We start from the raw sequence: 20,229 nt of genomic DNA, 5'->3' as shown, positions 1-20,229 counted from the left end.
CACATGTACGGGCGACACGAGGAGGCACCTGTGGCCACGGCGCCGATCAGTGGCACGAACGCAGCGCCGGTACGCGGCCGGTCCACCCGGCAGCGGGCGGCGGTGGCGGCGGCGCTCGACGAGGTCGACGAGTTCCGCAGCGCCCAGGAGCTGCACGACGTCCTGAAACACCGCGGCGACTCCGTGGGCCTGACCACGGTCTACCGGACCCTGCAGTCCCTCGCCGACGCCGGTGAGGTCGACGTCCTGCGCACCACCGAGGGCGAGGCCGTCTACCGGCGGTGCTCGACCGGCGACCACCACCACCACCTGGTCTGCCGGCTCTGCGGCAAGGCGGTGGAGGTCGAGGGCCCGGCCGTCGAGCAGTGGGCCGAGTCGATCGCCGCCCAGCACGGGTACGTGAACGTCGCGCACACCGTCGAGATCTTCGGCACCTGCGCGGAGTGCGCCGAGAAGAAGGCGTAGCCGCCCCTTTTCCGCGTCCCCCGCGTCACTTCTTGAGGGCCTCCGCGGCCTCGACCGCCTCCGCGCCCCCGAAGCGGCGGTCGCGCTGGGCGTACTCCAGGCAGGCCCGCCACAGGTCGCGGCGGTCGAAGTCCGGCCAGAGCACGTCCTGGAAGACCATCTCCGCGTACGCGCTCTGCCAGATCAGGTAGTTCGAGGTGCGCTGCTCGCCGCTGGGCCGCACGAAGAGGTCCACGTCCGGCATGTCCGGGTAGTAGATGTACTTCTGGAAGGTCTTCTCGTTGACCTTCGACGGGTCCAGCTTCCCGGCCGCGACGTCCTGGGCGATGCGCTGCGCGGCGTCCGCGATCTCCGCGCGGCCGCCGTAGTTGACGCAGAAGTACAGCGTCATCGCGTCGTTGTCCTTGGTCTGCTCCTGGGCGACCTGGAGCTCCTGGACGACGGACTTCCACAGCTTGGGCATGCGGCCCACCCAGCGGATGCGGATGCCCAGCTCGTCCATCTCGTCGCGGCGGCGGCGGATCACGTCCCGGTTGAAGTTCATCAGGAACTTCACCTCCTCCGGGGAACGCTTCCAGTTCTCGGTGGAGAAGGCGTACAGGGAGAGGTTCTTCACGCCCATCTCGATGCAGCCCTTGAGCACGTCCATGACGACGCCCTCGCCCACCTTGTGGCCCTCGGTGCGGGGCAGACCCCGCTCCTTGGCCCAGCGGCCGTTGCCGTCCATCACGACGGCGACGTGCTGGGGCACCAGCTCGCCCGGGATCTTCGGGGGCACCGCGCCCGAGGGGTGCGGCTCGGGGGTCTGGTACGTGCGCCGGTTTCGGCCGCCGAGGATCCCGCGTACTGCCATGAGCTTCTCAGTCTCCCTGTGTCACGTGGCCCCACCGGCCATGGGGGTGGGGCCTGTCCACGCGTCGCGTCGTCCGCCCGACGCACCGCGTCACTTCTCGACGTACCGCAGCGAGCGCAGGCCGCGCTCCAGATGCCAGTGCAGATAGGCGGACACCAGCCCGCTCCCCTCCCTGACATGACGCGCCTCGCACGCGTCCGCCGTCGCCCAGTCCCCGCTGAGCAGCGCGCTCAGCAGTTCCAGGGCCTGTGCCGAGGGTACGACGCTCCCGGGGACCCGGCAGTCACCGCAGATGACGCCCCCCGCCGCGACCGAGAAGAAACGGTTCGGTCCGGGCATTCCGCACTTGGCGCAGTCCTCGAAGCTGGGGGCGTACCCGTTCACCGCGAGCGAGCGCAGCAGGAACGCGTCCAGGATCAGGTGGGGGGCGTGCTCGCCCCGGGCGAGGGTGCGCAGGCCGCCGACGAGCAGCAGGTACTGCTGGACGGCAGGTTCGCCCTCGTGGTCGGTGAACCGCTCGGCGGTCTCCAGCATCGCGGTGCCGGCGGTGTAGCGGGCGTAGTCGGCGACGATCCCACCGCCGTACGGGGCGATCGTCTCGCTCTGGGTGCAGAGCGGCAGCCCCCGGCCGACCAGCTCGCTGCCGCGGGCGAAGAACTGCACGTCGACGTGGGAGAAGGGCTCCAGCCGGGCGCCGAACTTGGACTTGGTGCGGCGCACCCCGCGGGCGACGGCGCGGACCCGGCCGTGGCCGCGGGTCAGGATCGTGATGATCCGGTCGGCCTCGCCCAGTTTCTGCGTACGCAGCACGATGCCGTCGTCCCGGAACAAGCTCATGGGCCCATTGTCGCCCACCGGGGGCCGACGGCGGGCGGCCCCGTCCGGGACGGGGCGCCACGAGGGCGTGCGGGGGCGTCCGGAGGCGGCGCTACGAGGGTGTGCGGGCGGCCGCCGCCAGCAGCCGGGCGATGTCCTCGTCGGGGAGGTGGAGGGCGGTGCCGACCGTGGTGAGGACCTGGCGCTCGGCGGCGCGGTAGGGCCCGTCGGCCAGCGCGATCCGGGCGCCCTGGAGGAGGACGGACTCGCGGCCGGCGGTGGCCAGGTGCGGGGCGAGCGGGGCCAGCACCTCGTGCAGCTCGATGGCGAGGGTCGGGCCGCACGCCTCGGCGGCCGGGTCGGCGCCGGAGCCGTACCCGGTGTCGGCGGCCAGCACCTCGACGACCGTGTACAGCTGCTCCTGGGTGCAGTCGTCGAGCCCGGCGTCGCGCACGGTGGCGACGGCGGCCTCCAGGACGGTGCGGGAGGTGGTGCCGCCGGCGGCGAGGACGGCCAGGGTGACGGTGTGGACGGCCTCGCGCAGCATCGCCGAGAACCGGGTCGTGGTGGGGTGCTCCAGCGCCTCGGGGGCGTACCGGGCGAGGCAGGCGGCGCACTCGACGACGGGCTCGGCCTCGCCGCGGCCGACCAGCGGGACGCCGAGGACGGTGAGGCGGCGACGGCCGGTCAGGTGGCGGTAGTTGCGGTCTCCCCCGCAGCCCGAGCAGAAGAAGACGCCGTCGCCGACGGCGTCCCAGACGGTGCGTACGCCGCAGAGGACCGGCCTCAGAGCGCGTTGTCCTTTGGTCGACCCCACGTCGCACACCTCCGTAACGCTCCGGCAACACTGCCGTGTGTTGGACGTGATGTTAGCCACATCGGCGACGCGGCGTCAGCCTCTCGGACGTCACAACCCCCGGATATGGCCGAACCCCGACCGCCCGGAGCGGGCGGTCGGGGTTCGGAGCGTGCCGTTCGGGGGTCAGCGGGCCGCGCGGTTGACGGCGGAGACGACCGCCTTCAGGGAGGCGCGGGTGGTGTTGGCGTCGATGCCGATGCCCCACAGGACCTTGCCGTCGATGGCGCACTCGATGTAGGACGCGGCCTGGGCGCTGGCGCCCTCGCTCATCGTGTGCTCGGTGTAGTCCAGCAGGCGGGCGTCGATGCCGACGGCCTGCAGCGCCTCGAAGAACGCGGAGATCGGGCCGTTGCCGGAGCCGGTCAGGACGGTGTCGACGCCGTCCACGACCGCCTCGACGGTCAGGGTGTCGGTGCCGTCGGTGTCGGAGGTGGTCTGGCCGGAACGCAGCTGGATGCGGCCCCAACGCGCGCCCGCGTTCTCGGCGTTCGGCAGGTACTCGTCCTGGAAGGTGGTCCAGATCTGGGCCGGCGTGACCTCGCCGCCCTCGGCGTCGGTCTTGGCCTGAATGATCCGGGAGAACTCGATCTGCATCCGGCGCGGCAGGTCCAGCTTGTGGTCGTTCTTCAGGACGTAGGCGATACCGCCCTTGCCGGACTGCGAGTTGACCCGGATGACGGCTTCGTAGGAGCGGCCGACGTCCTTCGGGTCGATCGGCAGGTACGGCACGGCCCACTCGATGTCGTCCACGCTCTTGCCCTGGGCGGCCGCGTCGGCCTCCATGGCGTCGAAGCCCTTCTTGATGGCGTCCTGGTGGGAGCCGGAGAAGGCGGTGTAGACCAGATCGCCCGCGTAGGGGTGGCGCGGGTGGACCTCCATCTGGTTGCAGTACTCGCTGGTGCGGCGGACCTCGTCGATCTCGGAGAAGTCGATCTGCGGGTCGACGCCCTGGGAGAACAGGTTCATGCCCAGGGTGACCAGGTCGACGTTGCCGGTGCGCTCGCCCTGGCCGAACAGGCAGCCCTCGATGCGGTCGGCACCGGCCATGATGGCCAGTTCGGCGGCGGCGACGGCGGTGCCCCGGTCGTTGTGGGGGTGGACCGACAGGCAGACGTGCTCGCGGCGGGTCAGGTTGCGGGACATCCACTCGAACCGGTCCGCGTGCGTGGAGGGCGTCGAACGCTCCACGGTGGCGGGCAGGTTGAGGATGATCTCGCGGCCCTCCTCCGGCTGCCACACGTCGCAGACCGCCTCGCAGACCTCCAGGGCGAAGTCCAGCTCGGTGTCGGTGAAGATCTCCGGGCTGTACTGGTAGCCGAAGACCGTCTCGGGGCCCAGGATCTTCTCGGCGTACTCCATGACCAGCCGGGTGCCGTCCACCGCGATCTGCTTGACCTCCTCGCGGGAGCCGCGGAAGACGACGCGGCGGAAGGTCGGGGCGGTGGCGTTGTACAGGTGGACGGTGGCGCGGCGGGCGCCGACCAGCGACTCCACGGTGCGCTCGATCAGCTCCTCGCGGGCCTGCGTCAGGACGGAGATCGTCACGTCCTCGGGGATCGCGCCCTCTTCGATGATGGAGCGTACGAAGGCGAAGTCGGTCTCGCCGGAGGACGGGAAGCCGACCTCGATCTCCTTGTAGCCCATCTTCACCAGCAGGTCGAACATCTCGCGCTTGCGGGCCGGGGACATCGGGTCGATCAGCGCCTGGTTGCCGTCGCGCAGATCGGTGGACAGCCAGCGGGGCGCCTCGGTGATCCGGTTGTCCGGCCAGGTGCGGTCGGCGATGTCGACGGCCTCGTACCCGCGGTACTTGTGGACCGGCATCCCGGACGGCTTCTGCAGCCGCGTCGCGTTGGTGATCGGGGTGGGGCGGCCGATGGCGTCGCCGGCGGGGTTCACGGGGGTGGTCATGGCGTAGGGCTCCTCGGGGGTCCGACATGGGGTCGGCCGACGGTGTCGCTGCAGCACCAGACTCCGCGGGGAGGGGGTCGGCCTACGACTACAGGCCCTCGCCGCGGCAGCTAAGGAGAAGCAGCCCGAAACGCATGATGCGACGAGCGTAACCGAGTGTGGCCCGTGGTGCCGGTCCGTATCAGTATGCGGGATCGGGCATCGATGACGGGAAAACAGTGACTCATCACTCCATTTCGTCAATCACCGTCGCAACCAGTGACAGAACGGTGACGGAGTGCCACAGTCGTTGTATGGACCTTCGAACCGACGGTGAGCTCAACCCCGTCTTCTGCACCATCGTTCCGCCCCACGTCCTCGACCACCTGTCCCGGTCGGCCGAGCCACGGCTCGCCGATCCGGCCCGCCGCACGCTGGAGGCCGACGCCCTGCGCCGCGACCACCGCCGGATCACGGCGCTCGCCGCGACGCCGACGCGGCACACCGCCGGCGCCGTCCCCTCCAAACCGCACCGCACGCTGTACGACTGCGAGAACGGCACCACGCTGCCGGGCTCCAAGGTCCGCGACGAGGGCGAGAAGCCCACCTCCGACGCCAGCGTCAACCGCGCCTACGCCGGACTCGGCGCCACCTTCGACCTGCTGCTCTCGGCGTACGGGCGCAGCTCGATCGACGGCAAGGGCCTCCCGCTGACCGGCTCCGTCCACTACGGCCAGGAGTACAACAACGCGTTCTTCGACGGCGAGCAGATGGTCTTCGGGGACGGCGACGGCGAGATCTTCCTCGACTTCACCGTCGCGGTCGACGTGATCGCCCACGAACTGGCCCACGGCCTCACGCAGTACACCGCCAACCTCCGCTACGAGGGCCAGTCCGGCGCGCTCAACGAGTCCGTGTCCGACGTCTTCGGCGCGCTGGTGAAGCAGTACTCGCTGGGCCAGAGCGCCGAGCAGGCGGACTGGCTGATCGGCGCCGGGCTGCTGGCGCCGGGGGTCAGCGGGAAGGCGCTGCGCTCGATGAAGGCCCCGGGCACGGCGTACGACGACGACGTCCTCGGCAAGGACCCGCAGCCCGGATCGATGGAGGACTACATCGAGACGGAGGAGGACAACGGCGGGGTCCACCTCAACTCCGGCATCCCGAACCGGGCGTTCTACCTCACGGCCACCGCGCTGGGCGGCAACTCCTGGGAGCGCGCCGGGCAGATCTGGTTCGACGTGCTGACCGGCGGCGAGCTGACGGCCAACGCGGACTTCGCGCAGTTCGCCCGGCTGACGGTCGCGGCGGCGGGCGACCGCTTCGGCGAGGCGGACGAGCGGGAGGCGGTCCTCAAGGCGTGGTCCGAGGTGGGCGTCTCCACCCGGGCCTGACCGGACCGACGCGGGCGGGGGCGGCCGGGCCCCATCCGACGCGGGCCACCCGTCCGGGCCCGAAGCGAGGCGGGCGGGCCGTCCGAGCCCGGTTCGACGCGGGCGGGTCATCCGGGCCCGATCCGACGCGGGCCGTCCGGCCGCCCCGGGCCCGACTGGGCGGGCCGTCCGAGCCCGCCCGGCCTGCCGCCCGCCGACCGGGCAGCCGCCCCGGTGGGCGGGCGGGACCACCGGCCCGCCGACCGGGCGGGGTTGAGCCTCCGCCCGGCCCCCGATAGACAGGACCCCATGCGTATTCAGGTCAGCCGGACCGGCGGCTTCGCCGGCATCGCCCGGAGCGGCGAACTCGACACCGAGGGCCGGGAGGACGCCGCCACCTGGCGGTCGCTCGCCGAGGAGGCCCTCTCCCGCGCCCGCGACGCCCCGCCCACCGGGGCCCCGGACGGCTTCCGGTACGCGATCACGGTCGACGGCACCACCGTGTACTGCGCTGACCCCGATCTGACCGGGGCACAGCGCACGCTGATCTCACGCGTCCTCAAGGAGGGCGCGTGAGATCGGCACCGGCCGCCGGAGGCACCCAGCGGTCTCCGGAAAGGCTCTAGAACCCGAGCTTGCGCAGCTGCTTGGGGTCGCGCTGCCAGTCCTTGGCGACCTTCACGTGCAGGTCCAGGTAGACCGGGGTGCCGAGCAGCGCCTCGATGTGCTTGCGGGACTTGGTGCCGACGTCCTTCAGCCGCTTGCCCTTCGGGCCGATGATGATGCCCTTCTGGCTCGGGCGCTCGATGTAGACGTTGGCGTGGATGTCCAGCAGCGGTTTGTCCGCCGGACGGTCCTCGCGGGGCAGCATCTCCTCGACGACGACCGCGATGGAGTGCGGCAGCTCGTCGCGCACGCCCTCCAGCGCCGCCTCGCGAATCAGCTCCGCGACCATGACCATCTCCGGCTCGTCGGTGAGGTCGCCCTCCGGGTAGAGCGGCGGGCTCTCGGGGAGCAGCGGGGCGATGAGATCGGCGAGCAGGCCGACCTGCTGGTCGCCGACCGCCGAGACGGGAACGATCTCGGCCCACTCGAAGCCGAGCTCCTGCGCGAGCGCGGAGACGGCGAGGAGCTGTTCGGCCAGCGTCTTGGAGTCGACCAGGTCGGTCTTGGTGATGATGGCGATCTTGGGGGTCTTCCTGATCCCCGCGAGCTCCTTGACGATGTACTTGTCGCCGGGGCCGAGCTTCTGGTCGGCGGGCAGGCAGAAGCCGATGACGTCGACCTCGGCCCAGGTGGTCCGTACGACGTCGTTGAGCCGCTCGCCGAGCAGCGTGCGCGGCTTGTGGAGGCCGGGGGTGTCGACCAGGATCAGCTGCGCGTCGTCACGGTGCACGATGCCGCGCACGGTGTGCCGGGTGGTCTGGGGGCGGTTGGAGGTGATCGCCACCTTCTGACCGACCAGAGCGTTCGTCAGGGTGGACTTGCCCGCGTTGGGGCGGCCCACGAAGCAGGCGAAACCGGCCCGGTGGGGGGAGGTGGTCTCCGGCTGCGGGGCAGCGGATTCTTGGTTCGGTCGAGCGCTCATGGCGTCCATTCTCCCCGATCCCGGTGACGCGCTCGCACAGCGGTGCGCCGGGACGCGCCGACGGGGCGGGCACAGGCCCGCCCCGGGGCGTACGGAAGGGGTACCGGAGCCCCGCCGGGCGGCGGGCCGCCGCCCGGCCGCTCAGCCCGCCGTGACGCGGGCCCGGACCACCCCGTCCGGGCCCGCGAGGAACACCGGCGTCTCCGGTCCGCCCAGGTCCCGCACGGCTGCCCGGTCCTCGTCGGAGGGCGCCTCGGCGGCGGAGACGACGGCGGCGGCCTCCAGCGAGGTGGCGCCGCTGGCGACGGCCATGGCGACGGCGGTCCGCAGGGCGCTGAGCTTCAACGACTCCAGCGCCACCGTGCCCGCGACGTACGTACGCCCCGTCTCGTCGCGCACGGCCGCGCCTTCGGGCACCCCGTTGCGGGCCCGGGCGCTGCGCGCCAGCGTGACGATCTTGCGGTCCTCGGCGTCGAGGTCGGTGGCGTTGGTGGTGTCGGTCATGGCACGAGCATACGAAGGGGGCGGGAGCGGCGGGTCATGCGCCCCCGACGCCGCCGCGCGGCTCTCCGGGAGCCGGTGGGGGCCCGCCGTCGCCACCGGCGCGGAGACGGTCGATCCGGGCGAGCACCTCGCACGCGTGCGGGCGGACCCGGGCGGTCAGGGCCGGGCTCCAGCGCTCGTCCGCGTAACGGGTGGTGCGGTACAGCTCGCGGGCGTGCTCCAGGACGGGACGGTGTTCGGCGGGGAGCCGGGCGAGGGCCCAGTCCGCCGCGGCGTCCTTCGGCAGGATCTCGCCGGTGGCGAGGGTCGCCCAGACCCGGGCCAGGGTGAGCAGGACGTTACGGGTGTCGTCGGCGAGGTCGTCGAGGAGTTCCGGGAGGCCCGCGACGCTCGCCCGGACCAGGTCGGCGTGGGGCACGGGGTCGATGAGCCGGGCCGGCGGCTGCCCGGTGAGGGGACGGCCGCCGGTCCGGGCGACGGTGAGGAGCAGCGCCAGGTCCGGCAGAGGCGCGGGGAGCGGTGGCCCGCCCGCGGTCAACTCCGCGCGCAGCCACTCGCCGTAGAGGAAGTCCGCGGTCGGCGGGTAGCGCCAGGGGCGGATGCCGGAGTGGACGACGACGGTCAGCTCCAGCGGCCGGACCCCGGGGGTGAGCCCGGAGATCTCCAGCAGGCCCGCCAGCAGCGCGCGTCGCCGGTCCGTGTCCAGGCTGCGACGGGGGATCGCCAGGATGTCGAGGTCGCTGGCCGGACGCAGCCCGCCGAGGACGGCGGAGCCGTGGAGACAGGCACCGAGGAGGTCCGGCCCCAGCACGTCCCGGAGCAGGCCGGTGGCGCGGTCGAGCTGTTCCGTCATACCGCCGCTCCCGGGGTCGTTCGTCGACGCCGGACGCGCCTCAGGGCCGGTCCAGCTTGAGCCGTTCCGCTTTCGGGAGGCCGGCGACCACCAGGTCGTAGGAGTCCTCGATCAGCTCGCGCAGCAGTGTGTCGGGGACCCCGGAGACGGTCACCGTGTTCCAGTGGCGCTTGTTCATGTGCCAGCCGGGGACGATGGCCTTCGCATGCTCCTCGCGGAGGCGGACCGCGTTGTCCGGGTCGCACTTGAGGTTGATCGTGAGCGGCCGGGCGTCCAGCGCGGTGAGGGCGAACATCTTGCCGAGCACCTTGAAGACCGAGGTCTCCGGGCTGAACGGGAACTCCTCCACGCTCGCGTTGAACTCCAGACAGAAGGCCCGCAGCCGCTCCGGCGTCATTCCGCTTCCTTCTCCTCGGGCTCGGCGGACTCGGGCTCCACGAGCACGGTGACGATCTTGTTCCGGCGGCCCGCCGGGGACTCGGCGGTGAGCCGCAGGCGGCGGCCGTCGGGCAGCTCGACGGGGGCCGACGCCCCGGCGATCGGGACCCGGCCGAGCGCCTTGGCGAGCAGTCCGCCGACGGTCTCCACGTCCTCGTCGTCGTACTCGTCGAGCCCGAAGAGGTCGCCGAGGTCCCCGATGTCGAGGCGGGCGGTGACCCGGTAGCAGCCGTTCTCCAGCTCCTGGACGGGCGGCAGCTCCCGGTCGTACTCGTCGGTGATCTCGCCGACGATCTCCTCCAGGATGTCCTCGATGGTGACGATGCCCGCCGTGCCGCCGTACTCGTCGATGACGACGGCGACGTGGCTGCGGTCCCGCTGCATCTCGCGCAGCAGGTCGCCGGCGTTCTTGGTGTCGGGGACGAAGGCGGCGGGGCGCATCGCGGTGGAGACCGGGTCGGACTCGGATTCGCGGTTGATGTGCGTCTTGCGGACCAGGTCCTTGAGGTAGACGATCCCGACGACGTCGTCCTCGTTCTCGCCGGTGACCGGTATCCGGGAGAAGCCGGAGCGCAGGGCGAGGGTGAGGGCCTGACGGATCGTCTTGAACCGCTCGATGGAGACCAGGTCGGTGCGGGGCACCATGACCTCGCGGACCAGGGTGTCGCCCAGCTCGAAGACGGAGTGCACCATGCGGCGTTCGTCGTCCTCGATGAGCGACTCCGCCTCGGCCAGGTCCACCATGGCCCGCAGTTCGGCCTCGCTGGCGAACGGGCCCTTGCGGAACCCCTTGCCGGGGGTCAGCGCGTTGCCGACGAGGATCAGCAGTTGCGGGATCGGCCCCATGATCCGGGCCAGCGGCACCAAGACGTACGCCGCCGCCGTGGCCGTGTTCAGCGGGTGCTGGCGGCCGATGGTGCGCGGGGAGACGCCGATGGCGACGTAGCTCACGAGGACCATGACGCCCATCGCGACGGCCAGCGCCTCCCAGGTCTCGGGGAGTTCCTGGAGGCAGGCGTAGGTGACGAGCACCCCGGCCGACATCTCGCAGGCGACCCGCACCAGCAGGGCGACGTTGAGATAGCGGGTCGGGTCGGCGGCGATCCTGGCCAGCTTCGCGCTGCCCCGGCGGCCGGAGCGTACGGCCTCGTCGGCCCGAAAGCTGGAGGTGCGGGCGATGCCGGCCTCCGCGCAGGCGGCGAGCCAGCCGACGACGACCAGCAGGACGGCGCCGACGATCAGCGGCGCGCTCACGAGACGGTGGGGGCCGGGGAGGGACCGGTGAGCCCCTGCTCGCCGCGCCAGCCGTCCACGATCGCGGCCTGGAGACCGAACATCTCGGCCTTCTCGTCCGGCTCCTCGTGGTCGTACCCCAGCAGGTGCAGCACCCCGTGGACGGTCAGGAGTTGGAGCTCCTCGTCCATGGAGTGCCGCGTCGGGGCCTCCTCGCCCTGCTTCGCCGCGACCTCCGGGCAGAGCACGATGTCACCCAGGAGCCCCTGCGGGGGCTCTTGGTCGTCCTTGGCCGGCGGGCGCAGTTCGTCCATCGGGAAGGACATGACATCGGTCGGCCCGGGGAGGTCCATCCACTGGATGTGCAGCTGCTCCATGGCGTCGGTGTCCACCACGATCACCGAGAGCTCGGACAGCGGGTGGATCCGCATCCGGGCGAGTGCGTAGCGGGCGATGTCGAGGATCGCCTGCTCGTCGACCTCGGTTCCGGACTCGTTGTTGACGTCGATCGACATGGTGCGCTGCGACTACTTCCCTTTTCGGCGGTCGCGTCGGCCGTCTTCACGGCCTTCCGACTGACCGTCTCGTTGACCGTTGCGGCTGTCGTACTTCTCGTACGCGTCGACGATACGGCCGACGAGCTTGTGCCGGACGACATCCTGGGAGCTGAGCCGGGAGAAGTGCACGTCCTCCACGTCCTCCAGGATCTCCTGGACCTGGCGCAGCCCGCTCTTGGTGCCGCTCGGCAGGTCGACCTGGGTGACGTCACCGGTGATGACGATCTTGGAGTCGAAGCCGAGGCGGGTGAGGAACATCTTCATCTGCTCGGCGCTGGTGTTCTGCGCCTCGTCCAGGATGATGAACGCGTCGTTCAAGGTACGTCCCCGCATGTAGGCCAGGGGCGCCACCTCGATCGTGCCCGCCGCCATCAGCCGCGGGATCGAGTCGGGGTCGAGCATGTCGTGCAGGGCGTCGTAGAGCGGACGCAGATACGGGTCGATCTTGTCGAACAGGGTGCCCGGCAGGAAGCCCAGCCGCTCCCCCGCCTCGACGGCCGGACGGGTCAGGATGATCCGGCTGACCTGCTTGGACTGCAGGGCCTGGACCGCCTTGGCCATGGCGAGATAGGTCTTGCCCGTACCGGCGGGACCGATGCCGAACACGATCGTGTGCTGGTCGATCGCGTCCACGTAGCGCTTCTGGTTGAGCGTCTTGGGGCGGATGGTGCGGCCGCGGTTGGAGAGGATGTTCTGCGTGAGCACCTCGGCGGGCGTCTCGCCCTCCGGGCCCTCCTGCCCCTCGCCGGCCGCCCTGAGCATGGCGATCGACCGTTCCACTGCGTCCTCCGTCATCGGCGCTCCGGTGCGGAGCACGAGCATCATCTCGTCGAACAGGCGTTGGATGAGGGCGACGTCGGCGGCCTCACCCGTGGCACTGATCTCGTTGCCCCGGACGTGGATGTCGGCTGCCGGGAAAGCCTCTTCGATCACGCGCAACAGCGAGTCGCCCGATCCGAGGAGCATCACCATGGGGTGTGCGGCCGGGATCCTGATCTGGGCACGCGCCTGCGGCTGTGTGGGTGACTGAGTCATGGGCCGGCCCTATGGCCTGCGCATACCTCCCGTTGCAGGGTTCTCGCTGTTCGACAACCTCTGGACCACCAAGCGTACGACCTGACGGTGACAACGCAGAGCGCTTTTACCGCGCGTGTGTACGAGTCGCGAGGGCACCGTGCGAACGGCCGGCGGGAACGCCCCCGGGCGGGTCCGGCCGGGGGCCGGGAGCAGTGCTCACTGGCGGAAGCCGATCGTGGGCACGGCGCGCCGCAGCGGCCAGGCGCGGGCCGTGGCGGGCAGCAGGTCGTCCAGGAACGCGTACCGCTCCAGGGCGGCGGGCGCCTGGCGGTCGCAGGTGCGGACGAGCTGCCACCAGGCGGCGATCTCGGCCCAGCCGGGGGCGGAGAGGGAGCCGCCGAACTCCTGGACGGAGAGGGCGGCGGTCAGCCCCGCGAAGGCGAGCCGGTCGGCGAGCGGCCAGTCGGCGAGGGTGCCGGTCACGAAACCGGCGACGAAGACGTCTCCCGCGCCGGTCGGGTCCAGCGCCTCCACCTCGATGGCGGGCACCTCGGCGGCGGCGCCCGTACGCCCGTCCACGGCGTACGCGCCCTCGGCGCCCAGGGTGACGACGGCGAGCGGGACGCGTTCGGCGAGCGCGTGGGCGGCGGCGCGCGGGCAGTCGGTGCGGGTGTAGCGCATCGCCTCCTCGGCGTTGGGCAGGAACGCCTCGCAGTGCGCCAGGTCGGGGAGGGCGTCCAGGTCCCAGCGGCCCGTCTCGTCCCAGCCGACGTCGGCGAAGATCAGCGCGCCGCCGCGGGCGGCGGCGGCCACCCAGGGCTCGGGGCGGCCCGGGGCGAGCGAGGCAACGGCGGCGCGGGCGCGCGGCGGGCAGTGCGGGAAGACCGGGTCGGGAGCGGGGGCCGTGACGGGGGCCGGGCCGGCGGTCCCGGTGGGCGGGGGCGCCTCGTGGCCGTGCGAGACCATCGTGCGTTCGCCCTCGTACGCCATGGAGACGGTGACCGGGGAGTGCCAGCCGGGGACGGTGCGGGACATCGACAGGTCGATCCCCTCGCCCTGTTCGAGGGCGTCCCAGCAGTACTCCCCGTAGTGGTCGTCCCCGAAGGCGGCGGCCAGGGAGGTGTGCAGGCCGAGGCGGGCGAGCGCGGTGGCCATGTTGGCGACGCCGCCGGGGCTGGAGCCCATCCCCCGGGCCCAGGACTCCGTACCGCGCACGGGGGCGCTGTCCAGGCCGGTGAAGATGATGTCGAGGAAGACCGTGCCGGTCAGGAAGACGTCGCAGGCGGGGTCGCGGGGGGCCCGCAACGCCAGCAGGGGGTCGATGCCCGGAGTCTCTGTGCTCACCGTGCTCTCCCGGGGTCGTGCGGCGGATCGCGGCTCGATCCGGACCGTCTGGGGTGCGGATCGCGGGGGTGATCCGGAGGGGTGGAGTGCGGCCAGTCTGCCCGATCCGGGGACGGGAACACGCTGTTCGAGCCCAGGTGTTCGCAGCACGCCTGACCTGCATAAACATGCGCTAATACCCGTCCTGAGGCTGCATAAACACATAAGTGAGCCAGATCACAGCGGGGCGGCTTTCGGGGTGCCGGAAGCGCTTGATACAAATTGGCCCGCGAGCACCATCGGGCACCTTGTCCGACGAGAGCCGCGATCTCCTGGCATATCGCCTTACCTCCGCAGCACCCCCATGCCCTCCCCCAGTACCCCCTGCTTCGCCGTGCCTTCCCGCAGTACCTCTCCCCTCCCCTCCCCCTGCCTGCTCAGGCATGTCTTCAGGAACGCCCATGTCCTCGCGCCCTGGTGCCGTGTGGCCTCTGGTGGCCGTGTTCACCGCCGGTTACCTCGCCTCCTACCTCCTCCCCACCCTCGTCGGGCGGCTCAGCGCCCAGCTCGGGCTCAGTGCCACCGAGGCGGGGCTGGTCGGCAGCGCCCTGCTGCTCAGTTCGGCCGGCGCCGGCTTCGCGCTGGCGGGCCGCGTCGAACGGCTCGGCCCCCGTACCCCCGCCCGCGCCGGACTGGTGCTGGCCGCCGTCGGCTACGGCTTCACCGCCCTCGCCGGGTCCGTACCGCTGGTGGTGCTGGGCGTGGTGGTCGGCGGCCTCGGATCGGGAACGGCGACCGCGGTCGCCGCCGCCGGGATAGCCGCCCGCCGTGATCCGCACCGGACGTCCTCGCTCGGGCTGCTCACCGTGTCCGCCACGGCGGGCGTCCTCTATCTGACGATCCCCCATCTGGGCGGCGGCCACCGGCTCCCGTTCGCCGCGATCGCCGTGGTGGCCCTGCTCGTCTGGCCCGCGACCGCGCGGCTCGGCGACGCCACGGGGGCGGAGGGCGCCGCGTCGCCGGTGACCGGCCGGCTGCCGCACCGCCGCTCCGGGCTCGTCCTGGCGGGCGGGATGCTCGTCTGGTCCATGGCGCAGAACGCGCTGTGGGGGGTGAGCAGCCGCATCGGCGTGGTCCAGGCGGGGCTGTCCGAGGTGACGGTCGGCGCGGTGTTCGCCGCCGCGCTCGGCGCGGGGCTGCTCGGAGTGACGGGCGCCGGGCTGCTCGGCGGGCGGCTCGGCCGGGCGATGCCGATCGGTCTCGGCACCGTGGTCATCGCCGGGAGCATCGTGCTCAGCTCCTCGGCCCGGGACCTCGGGTCGTTCGCGACCGGCGAGATCCTGTGGAACACCGTCTACCCGGTGGTCCTGTCGTATCTGATCGGGCTGGCGGCCTCCCTGGACATACGGGGCCGCTGGGCGGTGCTGGCGGGGTCGGCCTCCTCGGTGGGGGTGGCCTGCGGGCCGCTGCTGGGCAGCGTGCTCTCCGAGGAGGCGGGCTATCCGGCGATGGGCCTGATCCTGGGCGCGGCCACCCTGCTGGTCGCCGCCCCGGTGACCGCCGTGGCGCTGCACACCGGCGGCCGTCCGCTGGTGCCGGGGTCGGTGCGCCGTCGCGGTGGAGTCCCGGTCGCGCTGCTGGCCGCCACCGCCACGGGCAGCATGCCCGGCGCGGTGCCGAAGCTCGGTGCGCCGGAGCAGACCGTCACGGAGCTGCGCGTTCCGGCGCTGCGGCGCAGGCGCCTGGTGCGGAGCGCGATCCGGACGGCCGGTCCGGACGGCGCGTCCGGCCAGGGGAACGGCTGACCGCGCACCGCGTCGGCCGGCCGGAGCCGCGACCTCGTACGTACGAGGTCGCGGCTCCGGCCGGTGCTCGTGGCTCGTGGTCGGTGGCCGGTGGCCCCGTTGTCGGTGGCCTGAGGCCCGTGGCCTGCGGCCCGTGGCCTGCGGCCCGTGGCCGGTTGCCCGTGGCCCGCGGCCCCTGGTCCCTGGCTCAGTCGAAGGTGTACGCCTCGACCTCGGCGAGGTAGCGCGCCCGGCGTTCCTCGTCGTCGTCGAGGAACGCCGCCTCGAACGAGTTCCGGGCCAGCGTGCGCAGCTGCTCCGGGCCGAGGGCGAGGGCCTCGCGGACGGCGTCGAAGTTGTCCCCGGCGTAGCCGCCGAAGTACGCGGGGTCGTCGGAGTTCACCGTGCAGTGGAGTCCGGCGGCCAGCATCGCCGGCAGCGGATGGTCCGCGAGCCGGTCCACCGTGCGCAGCCTGACGTTGGAGAGCGGGCAGAGCGTGAGCGGCACCCGGTCGGCGACCAGCCGCGCCACCAGCTCCGGGTCCTCCATGCAGCGCAGCCCGTGGTCGATCCGCTCGACGCCGAGGACGTCCAGGGCCTCACGGATGTACTCCGGCGGGCCCTCCTCCCCCGCGTGGGCGACCTTGCGCAGGCCGAGCGCGGTGGCCGCCTCGTACACCTCGCGGAACTTGGCGGGCGGGTGGCCGACCTCGGCGGAGTCCAGGCCGACCGCGCTGATCCGGTGCAGATAGGGGCGGGCGGCGTCGAGGGTGCCGAGGGCCGATTCGGCGGACAGGTCGCGCAGGAAGCAGAGGATGAGCCGGGTGGAGACGCCGTGGCTCTCCTCGCTGCGCTCCAGCGCCCGGCCGAGCCCCTCGATGACCGTGCCGATCGGGACGCCGCGCGCGGTGTGGGCCTGCGGGTCGAAGAAGATCTCGGCGTGCCGGACGCCCTGGGCGGCGGCGCGGGCGAGGTAGGCGTCGGCGAGTTCGGCGAAGTCCTCCTCGGTGCGCAGGACGGCCATCAGCGCGTAGTACAGATCGAGGAAGGACTGGAGGTCGTCGAACTCGTAGGCGGCGCGCAGCTCTTCGGTGGAGGCGTACGGGAGGGTCACCCCGTTGCGCTCGGCGAGGGCGAAGGCCAGTTCGGGTTCGAGGGTGCCTTCGATGTGGAGGTGGAGTTCCGCCTTGGGGAGGTGCACGGTGTGTCTCGCAAACGGTGGTGCTGGTGGGGGTCAGTGGTGCCGGGTGGGGACCGGGACGCGGACGAGGTCCTGGGCGACGGTGAGTTCACCGTCGAACCCGGCGGCGCGGGCCTGGGTCTCGAAGAGTTCCGGGTCGCTGTAGCGCTGGGAGAAGTGGGTGAGCACGAGGTGGCGCACGCCCGCCTCCTTCGCGACCCGGGCGGCCTGGCCGGCGGTCAGGTGGCCGTGGTCGACGGCCAGCCGCTCGTCCTCGTCGAGGAAGGTGGACTCGATGACGAGCATGTCGCAGCCGTCGGCCAGCGCGTACACCCCGTCGCAGAGCCGGGTGTCCATGACGAACGCGAACCGCTGTCCGCGCCGGTGCTCGGAGACCTGTTCCAGGGTGACGCCGCCGAGGGAGCCCTCGCGCTGGAGGCGGCCGACGTCCGGTCCGGCGATGCCGTGCTCCTTGAGGAGGGCGGGCAGCATGCGGCGGGTGTCGGGCTCGGTGAGGCGGTAGCCGTACGACTCGACGGGGTGCGAGAGCTTCGCGCTGTCCAGGGTGTACGCGGGGGTGGCGGCGAGGGTCCCGCCGTCCCCGGTGGCCGGGGCGAGGTCCAGCTCGACGGTCTCGCGGTAGGCGGTGGCGTACCGCAGCCGGTCGAAGAAGTGCTGCCCGCTCGCCGGGTAGTGCGCGGTCACCGGGTGGGGCACCTGGTCGAGGTTGATCCGCTGGATCACCCCGGCGAGGCCGAGGGAGTGGTCGCCGTGGAAATGGGTGACGCAGATCCGGTGGACGTCGTGCGCGGCGACCCCGGCCCGGAGCATCTGGCGCTGGGTGCCCTCGCCGGGGTCGAAGAGGATGCCCTCGCCGTCCCAGCGCAGCAGGTAGCCGTTGTGGTTGCGGTGCCGGGTGGGGACCTGGCTGGCGGTGCCGAGCACCACCAGCTCGCGTACGGACATGGGGAAACGCTCCTGCGGTACGGGGGTTATCCGGGGGGCCACTGGAGGCCGCGGCCTCCGAGGACGTGGGCGTGTGCGTGGAAGACGGTCTGGCCCGCGCCGGATCCGGTGTTGAGGATGATCCGGTAGCCGGTGGAGTCGATCTTCTCGTCGGCGGCGACCGCTCCGGCCTCGGTGAGCACGTCGGCGGCGGTCTGCGGCTCTGCGGCGGCGAGGGAGGCGCCGTCCGGGTAGTGGACCTTCGGGATGACCAGGACGTGGGTCGGGGCCTGCGGGTTGATGTCGCGGAAGGCGAGCGTGGTCTCGCTCTCGCGGACGATGGTCGCCGGGATCTCCCCCGAGACGATCTTGCAGAACAGGCAGTCGGACTGCGGCTCTCCCGCCATGGCGCCGGGCCTCCTCGTTCGCTGGTGGTCAGTGTGTTCGCCGTGTTCACCGGTGGTCGGCGCGACCGCCGGTGATCGGTACAGGGGCATGCTATCGCCGGGCCGCCGCCGCTCCGGGGGCGTCCGGCGGTCCGGCTCCGGCGGGACGGTCCGGGCCCGGCGGACGGACCGGCCCGGGTGGATCGGCCGCGGACCGGTCCCGGCGGAGCGACTTCGGCGAACGGACCGGCCCCGGCGGTTCGACCCCGGCGGCCGGTTCAGCCCCAGCGGCCGGTGCGGCCCAGCAGCAGCGCCGTCGCGGCGGTCCCGGCGGTGGAGGTGCGCAGCACGCTGCGGCCGAGCCGGTAAGGGCGGGCGCCCGCCTCGGCGAAGGCGGCCAGTTCCTGCGGGGAGACGCCGCCCTCGGGGCCGACGACCAGCACGATGGAGCCGACGGCCGGGAGTCCGGCGGTGGCGAGGGGGGTGCTGTCGTGGTCGCGGTCCTCGTGCAGGACCCCGGCGAAGTCGGCGTCGGCGAGCAGGGCCGCGACCTGCTTGGTCGTCGCCGCTTCGGCCACCTCGGGGAAGCGGACGCGGCGGGACTGCTTGCCGGCCTCGCGGGCGGTGGCGCGCCATTTCGCCAGGGCCTTCGCGCCCCGGTCGCCCTTCCACTGGGTGATGCAGCGGCCGGCCTGCCACGGCACGATCGCGTCGACGCCGGTCTCGGTCATCGTCTCGACGGCGAGTTCGCCCCGATCGCCCTTGGGCAGGGCCTGGACGACGGTGATCCGGGGCGCGGGCTCCGGCTCCTCCTGTACGCCGCCGCGCAGGGCGACGGTGAGGCGGTCCTTGCCCTCGGCGGCGTGGACGACGCCCTCGGCCCAGTGGCCGAGCCCGTCGGTGAGGACGACGTCCTCGCCCGCCTGGAGTCGGCGGACGGAGACGGCGTGCCGCCCCTCGGGGCCGTCCAGCACGAACTCCGGCCCGGTGGGCATCCGTTCGACGACGAAGACCGGTGCGGTCACCGGGGGCTCCTCATGCTCAGGGCCGTCCGGGCGGCCTCCAGTTCGGCGGCGAGCAGCTCGATCAGCTCGCCGGCGGGCAGTTCGCGGGCCATGCGGTGGCCCTGTCCGGCCCACAGGGCCATGCCCTGGGCGTCCCCGGCCTTGGCGGCGGCCTGGCGCAGCCCGCTGGTGACGTAGTGGACCTGGGGGTAGGCGGCGGGGGCGTACGGGCCGTGTTCGCGGACGAAGCGGTTGACCAGGCCGCGTGCGGGCCGCCCGGAGAAGGCGCGGGTCAGCTCGGTGCGGACGAACAGCGGGTTGGTCAGGGCCTGCTTGTGCAGCAGGTGCGCCCCGGACTCGGGGCAGGCCAGGAAGGCGGTGCCGAGCTGGGCGGCGTCCGCGCCGGCCGCGAAGGCGGCGGCGATCTGGGCGCCGCGCATCAGCCCGCCGGCCGCGACGATCGGGATCTGCACGGTCTCGCGGACCTGGGTGATGAGGGAGAGCAGCCCGGTGCCGGTCTGGTCGAGCTGCGGGTCGTCGCGGTGGGTGGACTGGTGGCCGCCCGCCTCGAAGCCCTGGACGCAGACGGTGTCGGCCCCGGCCCACTGGGCGCTTCGGGCCTCCTCGGGGGAGGTGACCGTGACGATGGTGTGCGTGCCGACGCGGGCGAAGGCGTCGAGGGTGTCGCGGGTGGGGCAGCCGAAGGTGAAGGAGACCACCGGGACGGGGTCCTCCAGCAGGATGGCGACCTTCGCCTCGTAGCCGTCGTCGCCGCTGCCGTCCGGGTCGCCGAGCGGGGTCTCGTACCAGGCGGCCTCGTGGGCGAGCTGGTGGCGGTAGACCTCCACGGCGCCGGGGTCGGCGAGCACGGGCTGCGGCATGAAGAGGTTGACGCCGAACGGTCCGGCGGTGAGCCTGCGGAGCTGTTTGATCTCGTGGTACATCCCGTCCGCCGTCTTGTACCCGGCGGCCAGGAAGCCGAGCCCGCCAGCCTCGGTGACGGCTCCGGCGAGCTGAGGTCCGGACGCGCCGCCCGCCATGGGGGCCTGCACGATCGGATACCGGCAGAGATCGGTCACCTCGGAGGACATGTGCGCATCGTGCCACGTCCCGCACAACAGGGCCGAATCAGCCAGTCGATGGACTGACCGGTTCCCCCTCCGT

General features: G+C 72.5%; 21 protein-coding genes. 4 read left to right on the top strand and 17 right to left on the bottom strand.

Going from position 1 to position 20,229, the window contains the following annotated elements; genetic code table 11:
* Nucleotides 1-30: 30 nt before the first annotated feature.
* Complete coding sequence (locus IF19_RS0109125) at nt 31-465, top strand: Fur family transcriptional regulator (protein ID WP_030119128.1); 435 nt, start codon at nt 31-33, stop codon at nt 463-465.
* A 25-nt stretch (nt 466-490) separates the two neighbouring features.
* Here the strand turns inward: IF19_RS0109125 and IF19_RS0109120 are convergent, their stop codons facing one another.
* From IF19_RS0109120 to leuA, 4 genes are all read right to left on the bottom strand, one after another.
* Nucleotides 491-1,318, bottom strand: a complete 828-nt coding sequence (locus IF19_RS0109120) for an isoprenyl transferase (RefSeq protein ID WP_030119129.1) — start codon at nt 1,316-1,318, stop codon at nt 491-493.
* A gap of 90 nt (nt 1,319-1,408) precedes the next feature.
* Nucleotides 1,409-2,155: a DNA repair protein RecO gene (recO, locus tag IF19_RS0109115; protein WP_006124319.1), complete on the bottom strand. Its 747-nt coding sequence runs from the start codon at nt 2,153-2,155 to the stop codon at nt 1,409-1,411.
* Nucleotides 2,156-2,246: 91 nt separating this feature from the next.
* Nucleotides 2,247-2,951, bottom strand: coding sequence for a TerB family tellurite resistance protein (locus IF19_RS0109110; protein ID WP_030193692.1), 705 nt, complete (start codon nt 2,949-2,951; stop codon nt 2,247-2,249).
* Nucleotides 2,952-3,116: 165 nt separating this feature from the next.
* On the bottom strand, nt 3,117-4,904 hold the full coding sequence (gene leuA, locus IF19_RS0109105; RefSeq protein ID WP_030119132.1) for a 2-isopropylmalate synthase: 1,788 nt from the start codon (nt 4,902-4,904) through the stop codon (nt 3,117-3,119).
* Between the two features lie 293 nt (nt 4,905-5,197).
* On the opposite strand from leuA, the gene IF19_RS0109100 reads away from it, so the two are divergent.
* Complete coding sequence (locus IF19_RS0109100; protein ID WP_030193689.1) at nt 5,198-6,274, top strand: M4 family metallopeptidase; 1,077 nt, start codon at nt 5,198-5,200, stop codon at nt 6,272-6,274.
* 288 nt (nt 6,275-6,562) lie between these two features.
* The gene (locus tag IF19_RS0109095; RefSeq protein WP_030119134.1) at nt 6,563-6,829 is read left to right on the top strand and encodes a protealysin inhibitor emfourin; all 267 of its coding nucleotides are present in this window, start codon (nt 6,563-6,565) and stop codon (nt 6,827-6,829) included.
* 46 nt (nt 6,830-6,875) lie between these two features.
* Here IF19_RS0109095 and era read toward each other — a convergent pair whose 3' ends face one another.
* The 8 genes from era to IF19_RS0109055 form a co-directional block, all read right to left on the bottom strand.
* Complete coding sequence (era, locus tag IF19_RS0109090; RefSeq protein WP_030731113.1) at nt 6,876-7,850, bottom strand: GTPase Era; 975 nt, start codon at nt 7,848-7,850, stop codon at nt 6,876-6,878.
* A 132-nt stretch (nt 7,851-7,982) separates the two neighbouring features.
* On the bottom strand, nt 7,983-8,345 hold the full coding sequence (locus tag IF19_RS0109085) for a cytidine deaminase (protein ID WP_030119136.1): 363 nt from the start codon (nt 8,343-8,345) through the stop codon (nt 7,983-7,985).
* Nucleotides 8,346-8,379: 34 nt separating this feature from the next.
* Nucleotides 8,380-9,198: an aminoglycoside adenylyltransferase family protein gene (locus tag IF19_RS0109080; RefSeq protein ID WP_030277164.1), complete on the bottom strand. Its 819-nt coding sequence runs from the start codon at nt 9,196-9,198 to the stop codon at nt 8,380-8,382.
* A gap of 40 nt (nt 9,199-9,238) precedes the next feature.
* On the bottom strand, nt 9,239-9,595 hold the full coding sequence (locus IF19_RS0109075; protein WP_030119139.1) for an MmcQ/YjbR family DNA-binding protein: 357 nt from the start codon (nt 9,593-9,595) through the stop codon (nt 9,239-9,241).
* Complete coding sequence (locus IF19_RS0109070; RefSeq protein ID WP_030119140.1) at nt 9,592-10,890, bottom strand: hemolysin family protein; 1,299 nt, start codon at nt 10,888-10,890, stop codon at nt 9,592-9,594. Before IF19_RS0109070 ends, IF19_RS0109075 begins: the two co-directional genes overlap by 4 nt.
* The gene (gene ybeY, locus IF19_RS0109065) at nt 10,887-11,384 is read right to left on the bottom strand and encodes an rRNA maturation RNase YbeY (RefSeq protein WP_030119141.1); all 498 of its coding nucleotides are present in this window, start codon (nt 11,382-11,384) and stop codon (nt 10,887-10,889) included. The genes IF19_RS0109070 and ybeY overlap by 4 nt, the downstream gene beginning before the upstream one ends.
* Nucleotides 11,385-11,396: 12 nt before the next feature.
* Entirely contained in the window at nt 11,397-12,461 is a 1,065-nt protein-coding gene (locus IF19_RS0109060; RefSeq protein ID WP_030731107.1) for a PhoH family protein, read from the bottom strand.
* Between the two features lie 198 nt (nt 12,462-12,659).
* A complete protein-coding gene (locus IF19_RS0109055; RefSeq protein WP_030119143.1) occupies nt 12,660-13,787 on the bottom strand; it encodes a carbohydrate kinase family protein in 1,128 nt (375 codons plus the stop codon).
* A gap of 440 nt (nt 13,788-14,227) precedes the next feature.
* Between IF19_RS0109055 and IF19_RS0109050 the strand changes: the two genes are divergently transcribed.
* On the top strand, nt 14,228-15,571 hold the full coding sequence (locus IF19_RS0109050) for an MFS transporter (protein WP_030277162.1): 1,344 nt from the start codon (nt 14,228-14,230) through the stop codon (nt 15,569-15,571).
* 187 nt (nt 15,572-15,758) lie between these two features.
* Here the strand turns inward: IF19_RS0109050 and IF19_RS0109045 are convergent, their stop codons facing one another.
* The 5 genes from IF19_RS0109045 to IF19_RS0109025 all read right to left on the bottom strand — a co-directional run bounded on the left by IF19_RS0109045 (nt 15,759) and on the right by IF19_RS0109025 (nt 20,156).
* Nucleotides 15,759-16,751: an adenosine deaminase gene (locus IF19_RS0109045; RefSeq protein WP_030119147.1), complete on the bottom strand. Its 993-nt coding sequence runs from the start codon at nt 16,749-16,751 to the stop codon at nt 15,759-15,761.
* A 33-nt stretch (nt 16,752-16,784) separates the two neighbouring features.
* Nucleotides 16,785-17,696 carry a ribonuclease Z gene (locus tag IF19_RS0109040; protein WP_030119148.1) on the bottom strand — a complete coding sequence of 304 codons (912 nt, stop codon included), beginning with the start codon at nt 17,694-17,696 and terminating at the stop codon, nt 16,785-16,787.
* Nucleotides 17,697-17,722: 26 nt separating this feature from the next.
* Nucleotides 17,723-18,082 carry a histidine triad nucleotide-binding protein gene (locus IF19_RS0109035; RefSeq protein WP_030119149.1) on the bottom strand — a complete coding sequence of 120 codons (360 nt, stop codon included), beginning with the start codon at nt 18,080-18,082 and terminating at the stop codon, nt 17,723-17,725.
* Nucleotides 18,083-18,339: 257 nt separating this feature from the next.
* On the bottom strand, nt 18,340-19,086 hold the full coding sequence (locus tag IF19_RS0109030) for a 16S rRNA (uracil(1498)-N(3))-methyltransferase (RefSeq protein ID WP_030277161.1): 747 nt from the start codon (nt 19,084-19,086) through the stop codon (nt 18,340-18,342).
* Nucleotides 19,083-20,156, bottom strand: coding sequence for a nitronate monooxygenase (locus IF19_RS0109025; RefSeq protein WP_030119152.1), 1,074 nt, complete (start codon nt 20,154-20,156; stop codon nt 19,083-19,085). Before IF19_RS0109025 ends, IF19_RS0109030 begins: the two co-directional genes overlap by 4 nt.
* Between the last annotated feature and the right edge of the window lie 73 nt (nt 20,157-20,229).

It is taken from the genome of Streptomyces californicus (assembly GCF_000717645.1).
Classification (GTDB): Bacteria; Actinomycetota; Actinomycetes; order Streptomycetales; family Streptomycetaceae; genus Streptomyces; species Streptomyces californicus.
Note: the sequence above shows the minus strand (reverse complement) of the source record. Positions and strands in the feature narration are given on the sequence as shown.

What these genes read in the sequence shown, in the direction of transcription:
- IF19_RS0109120 (WP_030119129.1), bottom strand. Translation starts at nt 1,318, where the DNA reads ATGGCAGTACGCGGGATCCTCGGCGGCCGAAACCGGCGCACGTACCAG.
- recO (WP_006124319.1), bottom strand. Translation starts at nt 2,155, where the DNA reads ATGAGCTTGTTCCGGGACGACGGCATCGTGCTGCGTACGCAGAAACTG.
- IF19_RS0109085 (WP_030119136.1), bottom strand. Translation starts at nt 8,345, where the DNA reads ATGACCGACACCACCAACGCCACCGACCTCGACGCCGAGGACCGCAAG.
- leuA (WP_030119132.1), bottom strand. Translation starts at nt 4,904, where the DNA reads ATGACCACCCCCGTGAACCCCGCCGGCGACGCCATCGGCCGCCCCACC.
- IF19_RS0109025 (WP_030119152.1), bottom strand. Translation starts at nt 20,156, where the DNA reads ATGTCCTCCGAGGTGACCGATCTCTGCCGGTATCCGATCGTGCAGGCC.
- IF19_RS0109035 (WP_030119149.1), bottom strand. Translation starts at nt 18,082, where the DNA reads ATGGCGGGAGAGCCGCAGTCCGACTGCCTGTTCTGCAAGATCGTCTCG.
- IF19_RS0109040 (WP_030119148.1), bottom strand. Translation starts at nt 17,696, where the DNA reads ATGTCCGTACGCGAGCTGGTGGTGCTCGGCACCGCCAGCCAGGTCCCC.
- IF19_RS0109100 (WP_030193689.1), top strand. Translation starts at nt 5,198, where the DNA reads ATGGACCTTCGAACCGACGGTGAGCTCAACCCCGTCTTCTGCACCATC.
- IF19_RS0109075 (WP_030119139.1), bottom strand. Translation starts at nt 9,595, where the DNA reads ATGACGCCGGAGCGGCTGCGGGCCTTCTGTCTGGAGTTCAACGCGAGC.
- IF19_RS0109095 (WP_030119134.1), top strand. Translation starts at nt 6,563, where the DNA reads ATGCGTATTCAGGTCAGCCGGACCGGCGGCTTCGCCGGCATCGCCCGG.
- IF19_RS0109050 (WP_030277162.1), top strand. Translation starts at nt 14,228, where the DNA reads ATGTCCTCGCGCCCTGGTGCCGTGTGGCCTCTGGTGGCCGTGTTCACC.
- IF19_RS0109080 (WP_030277164.1), bottom strand. Translation starts at nt 9,198, where the DNA reads ATGACGGAACAGCTCGACCGCGCCACCGGCCTGCTCCGGGACGTGCTG.
- ybeY (WP_030119141.1), bottom strand. Translation starts at nt 11,384, where the DNA reads ATGTCGATCGACGTCAACAACGAGTCCGGAACCGAGGTCGACGAGCAG.
- era (WP_030731113.1), bottom strand. Translation starts at nt 7,850, where the DNA reads ATGGACGCCATGAGCGCTCGACCGAACCAAGAATCCGCTGCCCCGCAG.
- IF19_RS0109060 (WP_030731107.1), bottom strand. Translation starts at nt 12,461, where the DNA reads ATGACTCAGTCACCCACACAGCCGCAGGCGCGTGCCCAGATCAGGATC.